14 protein-coding genes are annotated in these 16391 nt (G+C 64.2%); 8 read left to right on the top strand and 6 right to left on the bottom strand.

What is annotated here, in order from left to right; translation table 11 throughout:
• Nucleotides 1-872: 872 nt before the first annotated feature.
• The gene (locus JQ629_RS22990; RefSeq protein WP_212414580.1) at nucleotides 873-1589 is read right to left on the bottom strand and encodes a type 1 glutamine amidotransferase; all 717 of its coding nucleotides are present in this window, start codon (nucleotides 1587-1589) and stop codon (nucleotides 873-875) included.
• 439 nt (nucleotides 1590-2028) lie between these two features.
• On the bottom strand, nucleotides 2029-2343 hold the full coding sequence (locus JQ629_RS22985; protein WP_192735105.1) for an EthD family reductase: 315 nt from the start codon (nucleotides 2341-2343) through the stop codon (nucleotides 2029-2031).
• Between the two features lie 167 nt (nucleotides 2344-2510).
• Between JQ629_RS22985 and JQ629_RS22980 the strand changes: the two genes are divergently transcribed.
• Together JQ629_RS22980 and JQ629_RS22975 are read left to right on the top strand one after the other, a co-directional pair.
• Nucleotides 2511-3509: an aldo/keto reductase gene (locus JQ629_RS22980; RefSeq protein WP_212414579.1), complete on the top strand. Its 999-nt coding sequence runs from the start codon at nucleotides 2511-2513 to the stop codon at nucleotides 3507-3509.
• 117 nt (nucleotides 3510-3626) lie between these two features.
• Nucleotides 3627-4025, top strand: coding sequence for a TfoX/Sxy family protein (locus tag JQ629_RS22975; RefSeq protein ID WP_212414578.1), 399 nt, complete (start codon nucleotides 3627-3629; stop codon nucleotides 4023-4025).
• 113 nt (nucleotides 4026-4138) lie between these two features.
• Here JQ629_RS22975 and JQ629_RS22970 read toward each other — a convergent pair whose 3' ends face one another.
• The 3 genes from JQ629_RS22970 to JQ629_RS22960 form a co-directional block, all read right to left on the bottom strand.
• A complete protein-coding gene (locus JQ629_RS22970) occupies nucleotides 4139-4696 on the bottom strand; it encodes a GNAT family N-acetyltransferase (RefSeq protein ID WP_212414577.1) in 558 nt (185 codons plus the stop codon).
• A 29-nt stretch (nucleotides 4697-4725) separates the two neighbouring features.
• The gene (locus JQ629_RS22965) at nucleotides 4726-7083 is read right to left on the bottom strand and encodes an Orn/Lys/Arg family decarboxylase (protein ID WP_212414576.1); all 2358 of its coding nucleotides are present in this window, start codon (nucleotides 7081-7083) and stop codon (nucleotides 4726-4728) included.
• 114 nt (nucleotides 7084-7197) lie between these two features.
• The gene (locus JQ629_RS22960) at nucleotides 7198-8091 is read right to left on the bottom strand and encodes a LysR family transcriptional regulator (protein WP_212263180.1); all 894 of its coding nucleotides are present in this window, start codon (nucleotides 8089-8091) and stop codon (nucleotides 7198-7200) included.
• 188 nt (nucleotides 8092-8279) lie between these two features.
• Here JQ629_RS22960 and paoA point away from each other — a divergent pair, with 188 nt between their 5' ends.
• The 6 genes from paoA to JQ629_RS22930 all read left to right on the top strand — a co-directional run bounded on the left by paoA (nucleotide 8280) and on the right by JQ629_RS22930 (nucleotide 15161).
• Nucleotides 8280-8942 (top strand): aldehyde dehydrogenase iron-sulfur subunit PaoA, encoded by a 663-nt coding sequence (gene paoA, locus JQ629_RS22955; RefSeq protein ID WP_212263179.1) that lies wholly within the window; start codon nucleotides 8280-8282, stop codon nucleotides 8940-8942.
• Nucleotides 8939-9889: an FAD binding domain-containing protein gene (locus JQ629_RS22950; RefSeq protein ID WP_212414575.1), complete on the top strand. Its 951-nt coding sequence runs from the start codon at nucleotides 8939-8941 to the stop codon at nucleotides 9887-9889. Before paoA ends, JQ629_RS22950 begins: the two co-directional genes overlap by 4 nt.
• Nucleotides 9890-9892: 3 nt before the next feature.
• The gene (paoC, locus tag JQ629_RS22945; protein ID WP_212414574.1) at nucleotides 9893-12097 is read left to right on the top strand and encodes an aldehyde oxidoreductase molybdenum-binding subunit PaoC; all 2205 of its coding nucleotides are present in this window, start codon (nucleotides 9893-9895) and stop codon (nucleotides 12095-12097) included.
• Nucleotides 12098-12230: 133 nt separating this feature from the next.
• A complete protein-coding gene (locus tag JQ629_RS22940) occupies nucleotides 12231-12626 on the top strand; it encodes a (R)-mandelonitrile lyase (protein ID WP_212038670.1) in 396 nt (131 codons plus the stop codon).
• Nucleotides 12627-12653: 27 nt separating this feature from the next.
• Nucleotides 12654-13646: an aldo/keto reductase gene (locus JQ629_RS22935; protein WP_212385895.1), complete on the top strand. Its 993-nt coding sequence runs from the start codon at nucleotides 12654-12656 to the stop codon at nucleotides 13644-13646.
• Between the two features lie 423 nt (nucleotides 13647-14069).
• Nucleotides 14070-15161 (top strand): hypothetical protein, encoded by a 1092-nt coding sequence (locus JQ629_RS22930; RefSeq protein ID WP_212414573.1) that lies wholly within the window; start codon nucleotides 14070-14072, stop codon nucleotides 15159-15161.
• Between the two features lie 15 nt (nucleotides 15162-15176).
• Here the strand turns inward: JQ629_RS22930 and JQ629_RS22925 are convergent, their stop codons facing one another.
• On the bottom strand, nucleotides 15177-16358 hold the full coding sequence (locus tag JQ629_RS22925) for a MalY/PatB family protein (protein WP_212414572.1): 1182 nt from the start codon (nucleotides 16356-16358) through the stop codon (nucleotides 15177-15179).
• Nucleotides 16359-16391: the final 33 nt, after the last annotated feature.

Genomic DNA, 16391 nt, shown 5'->3' with positions numbered 1-16391 from the left:
CGTAAACCAGCGTCCACCGCAACCCGTCCAACGTCCGTGACGACGGCCGACGCCCTTCTGAGTAGGACGGGATGGCCGAATATATGCATCTGATTTTCATTCTGGTAAACAGAAATATTTTTTATTTTGGGGCTTGACACGACTTCCGTAAATCAGAACTGATTTGCCCGCCGGGCAAGATGGCTAATCAGAGGTCTACCGACAGGAACCCGATTCGATACGATTTGAATCAAGCTCCTCTCATTGCGGACATTCCGATTGCGGATTCTGTGTCGCTGCGGGACGCTGAGGAATGGGTCAATTGGAACAGGGGCTTCCCAAGTTGAACCCATATGCCCAATAGCGCGTCCAACGATGCGGGAATTCTGACGAGGCGAAGCCCATAGGTCTTGGGTCTGGTGGGTTTCGCTGCGCTCTACGGGCATGAATCATGCACAGTGTAGCCCGCATGAGCTGAGCAAGAGAGTGCCTGGTGCAAAACGAGGCGGAGGACGATGATGCCGAACTGGTTGGGACCCCTGCTGGCGTTGTGCGCGCTGGTGGGATTTATCGCCTTCGCTGTTCGTCAGGGGACGAAGGTGAAGCCGAATGCAGACGGTAATCCCGAGAATTCGATAGGCGGTCCTGGCGGGGATACGTAGCGCCGCGGCTCCCTTCGGCATGCCTTTGCGGGTATCAGATACGTTGAGAGAGCCCCGGATGTCGCTGCGCTCATCCGGGCTACGCTTGCCGCTGGCTTTACCGTCATTGCGAGGAGCGTCAGCGACGAAGCAATCCATTCCCTCGCTTGGCGCGATATGGATTGCTTCGCTTCGCTCGCAATGACGAGGCCAGCGAACGGTCTTTGAACATTGCTTTCGTGATCTCCGGCGTCACGCCTCGCGCGGCCTCGCCAGAAAACGCGCGATGGCACGGCCGAGGTCGGCGCTGTCGAGCGGCTGTTCGAGCGAGGCCTTGGCCGCCGCGACCAATGGCGCGGGAGCGTTGTTTTGGCCGGCTTTCTCGCAACAAACATCGGCAAAGGCCGTGGTGAATTCGGGATGCGGCTGCACGGACAGCGTTACGCCGTTCGCATAGAGAAGGCCCGCGTGCGGCGTAAACGCCGAATGGAATATGGTTGTTGCCCCCGTGGGTGGCGCGATGACCTGGTCCTGATGCGAGGCGGGAATCGCTAGCCTATCGCCGTCGATCACGCCGTTGCCGGGCACGACGTCATAGACGTGGCGCCCGATGCCCCAGCCCTTTTCCGATTTGCGCACCGTTCCGCCGAGCGCCTGCGCGATCAATTGATGGCCGAAGCAGATTCCGGCCATTGGAATTCTCGCCGCATACGCCGCGCGGACAAAGCGCTCGAGTGGTGCGATCCAGTCGAGATCGTCGTAGACGCCGGCTGGCGATCCCGTGAGCAGAATGGCTTCGAGGCCGACGGAATCGGGCAGCGCTTCGCCGTCAGCAAGCCGGACCGTCGCAAAGCTCGCCGAGGCATCCGCCTCGCCAAGCAGCCGTTCGAACATCTGGGGGAAGGAGCCGTGCCGCGCGCGATTGGCAGGCGAAATGACGCCGGTTTCGATGATCGTGATTTTCGGCATGAAAGTTTTCCAGGGCACCACAACAGGGCACCACAACATAAAAGGACCTCAGCTCCTTGGGGAAAGAGCTGAGGCCCGACGCGGCTTCTTGGGGTTCGCGGCCAGGTTTTGGTCAGGGGGGCGATGTCCGGCCGCGTTTGAAAACGATGTCGAGATTTCGGGGTCTCCGCAACAGACATCGTGGAACGATACCGCTTCTTTGGGGGTAGTCCGAATTGGCTTTCCCATCACACGCTTCAGCGCTTGACCAGGCAAAAATAAGGTTAATGCTTACGGTGGGTTGCCACCGGAGCCGCGCACAGCGCGGCCCGGTGATAAACTCCGCATAACCCACCGCTGTTCGTATTCGCGTCGGCGGTGGGTTATGGCTTCCGCCTTCTCTTTGCGAGCGACCGCGGACAAGTCACCTGACCCACCCCACGCAGCTACGCAGCCGCCGTCAGCCGACGACGACTTCGCTGATCTGCATGACCGGGGCGATGTCGGTGTAGTTCTTGATGTCGCCCATGATCTCCTTGGCGTGGGGCCCGAAGCCGGCCTGGAAGGCCTCGACCGAGTCGGCGAAGATGTGGCACATGCCGACATAGGTCGCGGGCGCACCGGGCGCGCCACCACCAAGGCCCTTGTCCACCGTGTAGGATTTGCAGGCGTCGCCCATGCGCGCCTTCACGAGCGGCATGTGTTTGTCGCGGTAATAATCGTGGTCGAAGCGCGCCCCCGGCGTGTTTGGATACATAACGCTTACCTTGATCATGGCGTGCTCCTCGTTTGATACTCGCCGGTTGATTTCCGGCACAGGCCCAAACTTTGCTTCAGTTTTGCCGATCCCGCAACTCCGAAACGCAAACTACAATTGTGTCAGCCGCAAATTACCCCGGGACGAAGATTTCGAGTATTGTGCGAGCAGCCGGAGGAACAACGATGCAATTGCGAATTTTTGGGCGCACGGGAATGCAGCTCTCGGTGCTGGGCTTTGGTTGCGGCGCTGTCGGCGGCGTGATGGTGCGCGGCGATCCTGCGGACCAGGAGCGCGCCGTGGCGCGGGCGCTCGAAGTCGGCGTGAATTATTTCGACACCGCGGTGCTGTACGGCGACGGTGAATCGGAAAAGAACCTTGGCCGTGTCTTGCAAAAGCTGAAGCCGGCCAACGCGATCGTCGGCACCAAGGTCCGAATACCGCCCGATGCGTTCGGCCGCATTGCCGATGCCGTCACGACGTCGCTCGAAGGCAGTCTGGCGCGGCTGGGTCTTGATCACGTCGACATCTTTCACCTGCACAATCCGATTACCGTTTCCGGCGGCGGATCGGCGCTGAGCGCGCGGCAGGTGCTGGACGAAGTGGTGCCGGCGTTCGAGCGGTTGCGTCAGCAGGGCAAGATTCGATACCTCGGGATTTCGGCGGTCGGCGACACCGCGGCGCTGCATCAGGTGATCGATGCCGGTGTCTTCGACAGCGCGCAAATCGTCTACAACATGCTCAATCCATCCGCCGCCGAAGACCTGCCGAAAAATTATCCGGCGCAGGATTATGCAGGGTTGTTCGATCGCACGATGGCGGCCGGCGTCGGCGTCGTCGGCATCCGCGTGCTGGCGGGCGGCGCCCTGTCGGGCTCGGCCGCGCGGCATCCGATTGCAAGCCCGGCGCCCGAGCCGATCGGATCGAGCATGAGCTACGATGCCGATATAGAGCGCGCCCGCCGCCTGATGCCGCTGGTGGAGGAGGGGTTTGCTTCCAGCCTGACCGAGGCCGCGACGCGGTTTGCGCTGTCGCATCCGGCAATGGGCACCATCCTGGTCGGTATGGCGACGCCGCAGGAGTTCGAAGGCGCATTCGCCGCGGTTGAAAAAGGGCCATTGCCACAGGCGGCGCTGGACCGGTTGTCGGCACTGCGGCAGGCGTTTGCGGGCGAGGCGCGGTGATGTCGGTGAGAGGACGTAGCCCGGATGAGCGAAGCGATATCCGGGACCGCCGTTCCCGCATGTCGCTTCGCTCATGCGGGCTACACTCCTGAATGGTCCGCCGTAAAGGAATCGCGGATGGTCGCCAGCGCCACCTATGCCGAATTCCTGCGCGAGCAACTGGCGCCGCTGGGCCGCGTCACCATGCGGCGCATGTTCGGCAAGACCGGCGTGTTCTGCGACGGCGTGATGCTTGCCATGGTGACGGAGAATACGCTCTATTTCCGGGTCGATGACCAGAACCGTGAGATATTCAAGGAAGCCGAGGCGTTTCCGCCGCTCAACTATGCGAAGAAGGGCGCCCTGATCGACCTCTCCTTCTGGCGCGTGCCGGAGCGGCTGTTCGACGAACCCGATGAGCTGATCGCCTGGGCGCGCGCCGCGCTCGCGGCGGCGCACCGGGTTGCGGCGAAGCGGGGGCGCGCGGCACCAAGCAAACCCAATCGTCGTCGTCCCGGCGAACGCCGGGACCCATAACCACAAATGCTTATTGTTAGAGCCGATGTCGCTCCAGCCTCGTGCACGATGACCTTCGGTGGCTATGGGTCCCGGCCTTCGCCGGGACGACATGGAATTTGTCGCGCGCCCGCTCACCGCCCCGGGCTGGAAATCAGCGGCGGTGCGGTTGAACCGGCGGCGAGCGAGCGTTGCACCATGACGGTGTCGGCCCAGCGGCCGTAGCGGTAGGCGACACCCGGCAGCAGGCCGGCGCGGGCAAAGCCGAACCTTTCGTGCAGCGCGAGCGAGGCCGTGTTGTCGGAATCGATATAGCCGATCATCTGCCGGAACCCGGCCGCCGCGCAGACATCGATCAGCTCCTGCAACAGCAGCCGTCCGACGCCGCGTCCCTGATGCTCGCGATGCACATAGATCGAATGCTTGACCGCGTAGCGATAGGCCGGCCGCTTGCGAAACAGCACGACGTAAGCGTAGCCCACCACCTCGCCGCCGCAGGTCGCCACCAGATGCGGCAGGCGCTGGCTGCGCAGGTTCTTGCGCCGGTCGCGCAGGTCCTCCGGCTCCGGGGTGCCGCTGTCGTCGACGCCTTCCTCGATGCCGCGGCGGATATGATGCCGGTAGATCGCCAGCATTGCCTCGACATCGCCATCGCGCGAGGGCCGGACCAGCACCGGCTGCTGGTTGGTCATGGCCGGATCTGTTGTTTCGACGGGCCGGTTCATTCGCAGACCACATAAGTATGCAGCCGGATGCGGCCGGACGGATCGACTTCCTTGTAGACGCCCTGGATTTCGACGTCGAAGCCGGGGAAGGTGTTGAAGCAGGTTTCGAACATCTTGAGATAGTCGATCATCGGCTGCGCCCGCTCGGTCAATCGTTCGCCCGGCACGATGGTGGCGATGCCGGGCGGATAGACCACAAAGGGCGTCGTGGCAATGCGGCCGGGGATGGCGTCGATCGGCAGATAGTCGACGTCGTTGCGAACCAGATAGCGCGCGGCGTCGCGCGGCGACATCGCGATGTCGGGCAGATGCTCGGCGAGGAATTGCCTGGCCTGCAGCGCGCTGACGCCGGCGTTGCGGAAGAAGCCGTGCATGTCGCCACAGAGATCGCGTAAGCGCACGCCGGCATAACGCTTCGGCCGGCGCTGATGGAATTCGGGGATCACCTCTTCCAGCGGCGCGTTGTCGTCGTGCAGTTTCTTGAAGGCGACGAGGCCCGAGATCAGCGTGCCGGCCTTGCTGGCCTCGACGCCGGGGGTGAGCAGGAACAGCAGCGAGTTGAGGTCGTTCTTTTCCGCCACGATGCGGTTCTCGCGTAAGTATTGTGCGACGATGGGGGCGGGGATGCCGTGGTCGGCATAGCGGCCGGTGGCATGGTCGAAGCCGGGGGTCAGCACCGTCAGCTTGTTCGGGTCGGTCATGGCGAAGCCCGCGGTCAGATCGGGAAAACCGTGCCAGCGCGCGTCCGGCGAAAGCTGCCAATAAACGGGGTCGGTGACCAGCATGTCGGTGGAGATGGTCTCCCAGGCCACATTGTGCACGGCGCCCGCGCGGGAGACGTCTGGTATCGCGACGCGATCGGGCACGAACGGCTCGAAGAACCAGCGGCGTTCAGGCCGTGCCTCCTTCTCCTCGAACTCGCGGCGGACCGCGCGCATCTTCTTGCGCAGTTCGATGCCGAGCCGGATCGTGTCGTCCCACAGCACCTCGCCGGAGCGGCCTTTCATCATCTGCGCGCCGACATCGAGCGAGGCAAATATCGGATAGAACGGCGAGGTCGAGGCGTGCTGCATAAAACTCTCGTTGAAGCGCCGGTGTTCGATGCGGCGCTTCTGGCCGGTGATGTGGCGGTCCTTGATGTGGATCTGCGAGGCCTGCGAGAAGCTCGCCAGCTGCTTGTGGGTCGACTGGGTCGCGATGATGCCCGGTGCGTCGGGGCCGAGACCGGACAGTCCCATCGCGAAACGGCCGGCATAGAGCGGATGGAACTTCATGAACCCGGCCCAGGCCTCGTCGAACAGGATGTAATCGCAGAGATGGCCGATCGCTTTCAGGATCATCTCGGCACTGTGGATCGTGCCGTCATAGGTGCACTGCTCGACCACGGCGACCCGGAAAGGACGCGGCTTGCGCCAGGCTTCCGGATCCTTGACCAGCGGATGGCTGCGGATGCGTTCGCGCAAACTCGTCTCGTCGATGGCGTCCCAGCGCATCGGGCCGATCAAGCCCCAGGCGTTGCGGACGGTGGGGATATAAACCGGGATGCCGCCGGCCATCATCAGCGCGCCATGATGGGCCGCCTTGTGGTTGTTGCGGTCGAACAGCACGAGGTCGCCGTCGGTGACCAGCGCGCCCAGCACCACCTTGTTGGAGGTCGAGGTGCCGTTGAGCACGAAATAGGTCTTTTCGGCGCCGAAGATTTGCGCCGCTTCCTTTTGCGCCTTCAGCGCCGGGCCTTCATGAGTGAGGAGATCGCCGAGGTCGAGCACGGAATTGTCGAGGTCGTCGCGGAACACGGCTTCGCCGAGATGTTCGACGAACACCCGGCCGATCGGGCTGCGGCTGTAAAACACGCCGCCATTGTGGCCCGGGCAGGTCCATAGCTGGTTGCCCTCTTCGGCATAGTCGACCAGCGCGCCGAAGAACGGCGTCTTCAGGGTTTCGGCATATTGCTTCAGGCGGCTGATCAGGTTCTTGGCGATGAAGGGCGGCGTTTCCTCGGACAGGAAGACATAGCCGTCGATGAAATCCAGCACCTCGACCGGCAGGTCCTCGAACCGCTTGCGGCGGATCAAAAGGATGATCGGAAAATCGAGGCCGCGCCGCCGCATCAGGTTGATCAGGGCCATGGTCTTGCCCTCGAGGCCCTTTTTGCCCCAGTCGACCACCATGCAGCCGATCGCGGCGTCGGTCTGCACCTGGATTTCCGCATCCTCGAGCTTGCGCGCCCGGACCACTTCAAAGCCGGACCGCTCGATCTCGGTGATGATCTGGTTGAAACGGAGGCCTTCGAGATCGTCGGTATCAAAGACCGGTGCGGCGAACAGAAAGGTGAAGCGTCGGAAATAGTCCATCGGTGCCCTCGAATGTGTGTCCAGCAAGCTGTTGGCGCATTCGATGACATCTGGATGACGGTTGAGTTCCGGCCCGGCCGCCCGAAACCCTGCCGCTTGATCGGCCGCTGCCCATCACCCCCGGTATCGCAGCGCCTCCACCAGCACTGCAAACGCCGGCGTGGGTTGCCGGCGGCTCGGGTAATAGAGGTGATACCCGGAAAACGGCGCGCACCAGTCGTCGAGCACGCGGATCAGACGGCCGTCGGCGAGATGCTTCTTGACCTGGTCCTCGGGCAGATAGGCGAGGCCGTGCCCCGCCAGTACCGCGTTCAGCCGGAGCGGGATGCTGTTGAACACCAGCTGCCCATCGACGCGCACCTTGACTTCGCGGCCGCGTTTCTCGAATTCCCAGGCGTAGATTCCACCTGATGTCGGCAGGCGGACAGTGATGCAGTCGTGCGCCGTAAGATCCTGCGGCTTTTTCGGCTTCGGCTTTCGTTCGAAATACGAGGGCGAGCCAACCACGGTCATGCAGAAGTCCGGTCCGATGCGCACGGCGATCATGTCCTTGGCCACTTGCTCACCGAGGCGAACGCCGGCGTCGTATCGCTCCGCGACGATGTCGGTCAGGCCGTAATCGATGGTCAGCTCGACCTTGATGTCGGGGTAACGCGGCAGCAGCGTCGTCAAGGCAGGCCAGAGCACGGCCAGGGCCGCATGCTCGCCGGCCGTGATCCGGATGGTACCGGCGGGTTTTTCCCGAAGCTCGGTCAGCGCTGACAGTTCGGAGTCGATTTGCTCGAACTTGGGGCCCACCGTCCGAACCAGCCGCTCTCCGGCCTCGGTCGTTGCCACGCTGCGGGTAGTGCGGGTCAACAACCGCAGGCCGAGCCGCTCTTCCAGTCCTCGAATGGTGTGACTGAGCGCCGATTGCGAAACCCCGAGCTGCGCTGCCGCCCGCGTAAAACTGCGTTCGCGCGCCACGGCCAGGAACGCCATGAGGTCGTTGGTGTTTTTGCCGAGCATTCATGAGCCGGTTTCATAAGTCCATGCCGATTATTAGGCCTAATCCGGCGGCGTTGCACCCGTTAAATGCCTGAAGGCACGCGGTCGTGACCTGCGCGATGTCGGCTGCGCGCAACCCCGGATCATGATCGGCGTTAGTGGACGAGGCGGGCGCAAAACGAGCGAAGCGGCAAAAAGGGATTAATGGCATGCGAAGCCCCGGTGATTTCAGATTCTCTCGGCGCGACCTGTTGGTCGTCGGCGCCGCTTCTCTCACGGCGCCGGCCCTCGGGGTGACGACCTCGACCTTCGTGGCCAAGGCCGAGATCGCCCTGAAGCCTGCGGTTTCCGGAGCCCCGGTGATGTCGAAAGTGTCCTTCAACGTGAACGGCAAGGCGCGCGAACTCGAGGTCGATACAAGGACCACGCTGCTCGATGCCTTGCGCGAAAATTTGCATTTCACCGGCACCAAGAAGGGCTGCGATCACGGCCAGTGCGGCGCATGCACCGTGATCGTCGGCGGTCGCAGGATCAATTCATGCCTGACGCTGGCTGTCATGCACGAGGGTGAGAGCGTCACCACCATCGAGGGCCTTGGCACGCCGGAGAATATGCACCCGATGCAGGCGGCGTTCGTCAAGCATGACGGCTATCAATGCGGCTATTGCACGCCCGGGCAGATCTGCTCGGCGGTCGCCGTGCTCGACGAGATCAAGGCCGGCATACCGAGCCATGTCAGCGCCGATCTGAACGCAGTCCCGCAACTCACCAATGCCGAATTGCGCGAGCGCATGAGCGGCAACATCTGCCGCTGCGGCGCCTATTCCAACATCGCCGAAGCCATCAGCGAAGTCGCCGGGAGGCAGGCATGAGATCCTTTACCTATGAGCGCGCCAATTCGCCGGCCGAGGCCGCCGCCGCGGCTGCACGCCAGCAGGGCGCCAAATTCATCGCTGGTGGTACCAACCTGCTCGACCTGATGAAGCTCGAAATCGAGACGCCGGCGCATTTGATCGACGTCAACCGTCTCGGGCTCGACAAGATCGAGCCGACCGCCGATGGCGGACTGCGGGTTGGCGCGCTGGTGCGCAACACCGATCTTGCTGCGGACGAACGGGTGCGGCGCGATTACGGCGTGCTGTCGCGCGCGCTGCTCGCCGGCGCTTCGGGCCAGTTGCGCAACAAGGCGACGACCGCGGGCAATCTGCTGCAGCGGACCCGCTGCCCCTATTTCTACGACACCAACCAGCCCTGCAACAAACGTCAGCCCGGCAGCGGTTGTTCGGCGATCGGCGGCGTCAGCCGTCAGCACGCCGTGATCGGCGCCAGCGAAGCGTGCATCGCGACCCATCCGAGCGACATGGCGGTGGCCATGCGCGCGCTCGACGCCACCGTGGAAACAATTCGACCTGACGGCGCCGCGCGCAGCATTCCGATCGCTGACTTCCACCGGTTGCCCGGCGATACGCCTGAGATCGAGACCACCCTGACTCCGGGTGAGCTGATCACGGCGGTGACGTTGCCGAAACCCGTTGGCGGCAAGCAGATCTATCGCAAGGTGCGTGACCGCGCTTCCTATGCGTTCGCGCTGGTCGCGGTCGCGGCCATCGTGCAGCGCGACGGCTCCGGACGCGTCGCGCTCGGCGGCGTCGCCCACAAGCCCTGGCGCGTCGAAGCCGCCGAGGCCGAACTGCCGCGCGGCGCGAAAGCCGTGACGTCAAAACTCCTCGCCGAGGCCAAACCTACCCATGAGAACGCCTTCAAGCTGCTGCTGGCCGAGCGGACGCTCGGTGCGGTGCTGGCAGAGGCGAGGGGATAGACCATGAAATTCGAAACCCCGGCGACCACCAACCCGATCGACCAGTTGAAGATCATCGGCAAGCCCGCGGACCGCATCGATGGTCCGTTCAAGACCACGGGCACTGCGCCCTATGCCTATGAGCGGCACGACAACATCGCGAACCCGGCCTGCGGCTATGTGGTCGGTTCAGCGATTGCCAAGGGCCGGATCGCCTCGATGGATCTGACAGCCGCCAAAACAGCATCCGGCGTGCTTGCCATCGTCACGGCTGACAATGCCGGCAAGCTCGCCAAGGGCAACCTGAACTTCGCCACGCTGCTCGGCGGTCCCGAGATCGAGCATTATCACCAGGCGATCGCGCTCGTGGTGGCGGAGACCTTCGAGCAGGCCCGCGCCGCCGCGCAACTGGTCCGCGTCGATTATGTCAGGACTGATGGCGTCTATGATCTCGCAGCGGTCAAGGATTCCGGCAAGCCCGCGCGCATCACCGGCGGTCCGGCCGATACCGCGGTCGGCGATTTCGCCGGCGCATTCGCCGCGGCACCGGTTCAGCTCGACGCGACCTACACCACGCCCGATCACGCCCATGCGATGATGGAACCGCACGCGTCGATGGCCGGCTGGGACGGCGACAAGCTGATCGTGTGGACCTCAAACCAGATGATCGACTGGAGCGTTGGCGAATTGGCCAAGACGCTCGGCATGCCCAAGGACAAAGTCCGCCTGATATCGCCCTTCATCGGCGGCGGGTTCGGCGGCAAACTGTTCGTGCGCGCCGACGCGCTGCTCGCGGCATTGGGCGCCCGTGCGGCCGGACGGCCGGTCAAGGTGGCGCTCACGCGTCCGATGATGTTCAACAACACCGTGCATCGGCCGGCCACGATCCAGCGCATCCGTATTGGTGCGACCAGGGACGGCAAGATCACGGCCATCGGCCATGAGGGCTGGTCCGGCAACCTGCCCGGCGGCAAGCCGGAGGCTGCGGTGCAGGCGACACGGCTGCTCTATGCTGGCGCCAACCGCATGACGGCGACGCGGCTTGCGGTGCTCGACCTGCCGGAAGGCAATGCGATGCGTGCGCCAGGCGAGGCGCCCGGCATGATGGCGCTGGAGATCGCGATCGACGAGATGGCGGAAAAGCTCGGGCTCGATCCGATCGAGTTCCGCATCCTCAATGACACCCAGGTCGATCCCGAAAAGCCGGAGCGGGCGTATTCGCACCGGCCGCTGATCGCGTGCATGGGGCTCGGCGCCAACCGCTTCGACTGGAGCAAGCGCAATCCCCAGCCGGGGCAGGTTCGCGACGGGCGATGGCTGGTCGGCATCGGCATGGCGGCTGCCTTCCGCAACAATCCGGTGATGAAATCGGCGGCGCGCGTGCGGCTCGACAACCGGGGCGTCGTTGTTGTCGAGACCGACATGACCGATATCGGCACCGGCACCTACACCATCATCGCGCAGACCGCAGCCGAGATGATGGGCCTGCCGCTCGACAAGATCATCGTACGCCTCGGCGACTCGGCCTTTCCGGTTTCGGCCGGATCGGGCGGGCAATGGGGCGCCAACAGCTCGACATCAGGCGTCTATGCCGCGTGCGTCAAGCTGCGCGAGGCCGTGGCGCAGAAGCTCGGGTTTAATTCCACCGAGGCAGATTTCGCCGACGGGCAGGTCCGTTCGGGCAATCGCAGCGTGCCGCTGGCGCAGGCCGCGGGCGAGAGCGGCATCGTGGCCGAGGATGTGATGGAGTTCGGCGATCTCGGCAAAAAGTACCAGCAATCGACCTTCGGCGCGCATTTCGTCGAGGTTGGCGTCGATGCCGCGACCGCCGAAATTCGGGTGCGCCGAATGCTGGCGGTGTGTGCCGCGGGCCGCATCCTCAACCCCAAATCGGCGCGGAGCCAGGTGATCGGCGCGATGACGATGGGCGCCGGTGCCGCGCTGATGGAAGAACTGGCGGTCGACAAGCGCGCCGGTTTCTTCGTCAACCATGACCTCGCCGGCTACGAAGTGCCCGTGCATGCCGACATTCCGCATCAGGACGTGATCTTCCTCGACGAGACCGATCCGATGTCGTCGCCGATGAAGGCCAAGGGCGTCGGCGAACTCGGCATCTGCGGCGTCGGTGCCGCCATCGCCAACGCGATCTACAACGCGACCGGTGTGCGGGTGCGCGATTATCCGATCACGCTCGACAAGCTGCTCGCCCGGCTGCCGGAAGTGGCATGAGCGCCGAGCCCGCGCACCGCCCACGATGATCACGCGCAGACGCATGCTTGCAGCCGGTGGCGGCGTTGTCGTGCTGGCAGCGGGAGCTGCTGGCGCAAACGCGCCGGTAACACCACCACGAAGGATCAGTACCATGGACATCAAACGAAGCGGCTCGCAGCCGTCCGGCAAGGGACCTTCAGATTATTTCACCGGTACCGTTCGCGTCGATCCGCTGTTCAAGGCGACCGAGCCGGCGCGGGTGGTTGGCGCCAGCGTCACCTTCGAGCCCGGCGCCCGCACCGCGTGGCACACCCATCCGCTCGGACAGACCCTGATCGTCACGTCAGGCTTTGGCCTGGTGCAGCATTGGGGCGGGCGGATCGAGGAGATCCGGCCCGGCGACGTGGTCTGGTTTCCGCCCGGCGAGAAGCACTGGCACGGCGCGGGACCCACGACGGCGATGACGCATCTGGCAATTCAGGAAGCGCTCGACGGCAAGACCGTCGACTGGATGGAAAAGGTCAGCGACGAACAGTACGCGCGATGATTTGTCGAACAATTGGGGAAGAACAGAGTGCAGAAGCGTAAACTTGGCAAGAGCGGCCTCGAAGTCTCGGCGATCGGGCTCGGCTGCATGGGACTCAGCTTCGGCTACGGCCCGGCGGTCGAAAAGCAGGCGGGAATCGCGCTGATCCGCGCCGCCGTCGAGCGCGGTGTGACGTTTTTCGACACCGCCGAAGTGTATGGACCGTTCACGTCGGAGGAACTGGTCGGCGAGGCGCTGGCGCCGGTCCGCGACCAGGTCGTGATCGCCACCAAATTCGGTTTCGACATCGATCCGAAGACGGGCGCGCAGAGTGGTCTGAGCAGCCGGCCGGAGCACATCAAGCAAGTGGCGGAGGCTTCGCTGAAGCGGCTCAGGACCAACGTCATCGATCTGTTCTATCAGCACCGCGTCGATCCCAACGTGCCGATCGAGGATGTGGCGGGTGCGGTCAAGGATCTCATTCGCGAAGGCAAGGTCAGGCACTTTGGACTCTCCGAGGCCGCCGCGCCGACGATCCGGCGTGCCCATGCCGTGCAACCGGTCGCCGCACTTCAGAGCGAGTATTCGCTGTGGTGGCGCGAACCTGAAGAGGTGATCGTGCCGACGCTCGAAGAACTCGGCATCGGCTTCGTTCCCTTCAGCCCGCTCGGCAAGGGGTTCCTCACCGGCGCGATCAGCGAGACGACGACGTTCGACAAATCAGACTTCCGCAACGTGGTGCCGCGGTTCTCGCCGGAAGCGCGAAAAGCGAACCAGGCCCTGGTCGACCTGCTCGGCAAAATCGCCGCAGGCAAAAAGGCGACGTCGGCGCAGATCGCGCTCGCCTGGCTGCTGGCGCAGAAGCCGTGGATCGTTCCGATCCCCGGCACCACCAAGCTGCATCGGCTGGATGAGAACATCGGCGCGGCGGCGGTGACGCTCACATCAGGCGATCTCGGCGAGATCGAGCGTGCGATCTCTGCCGTGGCGGTGCAGGGCGCGCGGTACCCGGAACATCTGCAGCAGCTGGTAGGCCGCTGAGAATCGGGCTTCAGCGACGTCCGTATCCACGTCATTGCGAGGAGCGCCAGCGACGCAGCAATCCATCTGTCCTTCGCGCGGCGAGATGGATTGCTTCGCGGAGCCTGTCATCGGGCGCGCATTCGCGCGACCCGTTGGCACGCAATGACGACGGAGAGCGCAGTCGGGTGTGGCACAGGCAGGCGCACCTTTGTCACCTGACAAGTTCCATCGGCCGCAACCTCTCCATGGTACTGCCTTGCTTTGGTCAAACCGGAATGGGGTAAGGGGAACGACGTGTGGGGGAATTCTGGGGGCTGGAAGTCGTCGATCTCACGCAAATCCGCCGGTCGCTCTTGGGGTAAATCTTGGGCAGGGTCTTAGGCAAAAGCTTGGGACAGGCTCTTGGGGCGCAGGCGACATTGGATGGAGTACGGAGCGCCGATGCAATCGATGCAGAAACCGAAGCCAACCGATGATCCGCACGATATCCTCGTGGTCGCACCCGATGCCGTCAGGGTCGTACCCGATGCCGTCAGGGTCGTACCCGATGCCGTCAGGGTCGCACCAGATCCCGTCAGGGTCGCGCCCGCGGAAGAAGAATTTTTCGGCCCGGCGCCGGATCCTGTGCACGCACCTTCGGGTCCGCAGCCTCACATCGAGCCGGTCTTCCGGGCCGGCGCAGCGGTGCCGCCGGTCGACGCCACGTTTCGCGCAATCGCCGTCGATGAAATCACGTTTCGCGCAGCCGCCGTCGAAGATGCCCTGATCAACAGCCGCCGCCGGCCGAGGTCGTCGATGGCGAGGCGCGCCATGCGTGCCGTCACGGCGTTGCTGCTGGCGGGCTGTATCGGCGGCGCCGCCATGGCCTGGCATTACCATGCCGAGGCGGCTCAACAGGTAATCGCAGAATGGGCGCCGCTGTTTGCCCGGAAATCATCGCTGGCGCCGGAAAAAACCGGGCTCACCGCGCAGCCGGTTCTGGCTGCCGCTGGTGTCGACGCGTCGAATACTTCACCGGCTCAACCGGCGCCCCAGGCGCCGGCCGCAGCGCAAGCTGCTGCTGCGCCGGCTGCAGCGGAGGTTGCTGCGACAGCAGCGCCGGCCGCTGCAGCCCCGCCGGCCGCCGCCGCGCCTGATCAGTCGCAATCGCTCGAGACGATGGCGCGCGATCTGGCCAGCGCAAGCCGGGAGATCGAACAGCTCAAGGCCAGCATTGAGCAGCTCAAGGCCAGCCAGCAGCAGCTCGTGGCGATGGTTTCGGAGAAATCTGCCGCGCAAAACGCGCAAGCCAAAAAACCGGCGCCGCCGCGGCCAGTCGCCGCGATAGCGCCACCGCGCACGCCGGCTCCGCCGCCGGTGCCGCCGCGGCCGGTCCGGCAGCAAGCCATGCCGTCGGCCGCCGGCGCGCCGTTGTCAGCGACTTCGGCACCCTACGTGCCGCGACAGCTTGAGGCGCAATCACCAACCACCGGTGAAACGCTGAGCGATCCGGAGCTGGCGTCGGTGCCGAGGCCGCCGATGCCGCTGCGGTAGGACCGCATCCGCAGCTTAAGCTCGGAGGTCTCGAAAGGCGTCGTCCAGCCGATCAAGCGCCTCGGTGAGAATCGGACGCGGCGTGGCGAAGTTGAAGCGCAGCCAGGTTTCACCGCCGGGGCCAAACTGCTCGCCGGGGCTGGCAAAAATGCGTGCCCGATCCTTGACCCGTGCGGCAACGTCCGCAGCCGCCAATCCGGTTCCGGAGAAATCGACCCAGGCGAGATAGGTCGCATCGAGCCGCATCGAGCGTGCGCCGGGCGCGGCTTTTTCTATTCGTGTGGCGAGCGTATCGCGGTTGCCGGCGAGATAGGGCAGCAGCGCATCGAGCCAGGCGTCGCCGGTTCGCCAGGCTGCCTCGGTCGCGATCATGCCGAAGGCGTTGTAGGAGGCGAGCCCGCTTGCCGCAATCCGCGCGTCGATCCGCTGCTTCAAAACCGGGTTCGACGTGACGCAGGCGCCGACATGGGCGCCGGCGAGATTGAAGGTCTTGGTCGCGGCAAGGCAGGTGATCAGGCGATCGGCGATCTCGGGTGCGGCTGACAGCGTCGGCGTGTGTTTGACGTCGCCCAGCAGCAGGTCGCAATGGATCTCGTCGGAAACCAGAATCAGATTGCGTTCGGCGCAGAAGGCGGCGAGCTCACGGATCTCCTCTGATGACCACACCGTGCCGCCTGGATTGTGCGGGCTGCAGAAGAAGACGATTTTGGTTCGCGGCGTGAGTTGTTTTCCCAGCGCATCGAGGTCCATCTCGTAGCGGCCCTGACGCTGGACCAGCTGCGCGTCGAGGATGCGCCGCTCATTGGCGAGAATGATCTTGCGGAACGCATGATAGGCCGGTGGAAACACCACGACCTCATCACCCACCTCGGTGACAGCTTGCAGGATCAGACCGAGGCCCGAGACGACACCGGGCGTCGGGCTGACCCAGGCCGGGTCGATCGCGAGATCATGCCGGCGCGCCATCCATTCGGCGAGCGCTGCCGCCCAGCTGCCGGTGTCGGCATAATAGCCATGGACGCCGCGGGTAACGAGCGTGGACAGTGCTTCCGTGACGCCGGGAGGCGCCGCAAAATCCATGTCGGCGACCCACATCGGAATTCCGTCCGCTGCGGTGATCCCCGAATTCTTGGCCATCATGTCCCATTTCGACGCGTGCGTGCCGCGGCGATTAATAACGCGATCGAAATCAAACATCGGGACAGTGGCTCCTGCGTTGGCAGCTTTGCG

It is taken from the genome of Bradyrhizobium sp. AUGA SZCCT0222, assembly GCF_018130205.1.
Lineage (GTDB): Bacteria > Pseudomonadota > Alphaproteobacteria > Rhizobiales > Xanthobacteraceae > Bradyrhizobium.
The sequence above is the reverse complement of the archived record's forward strand: the minus strand, read 5'-3'. Positions and strand labels throughout refer to the sequence as shown.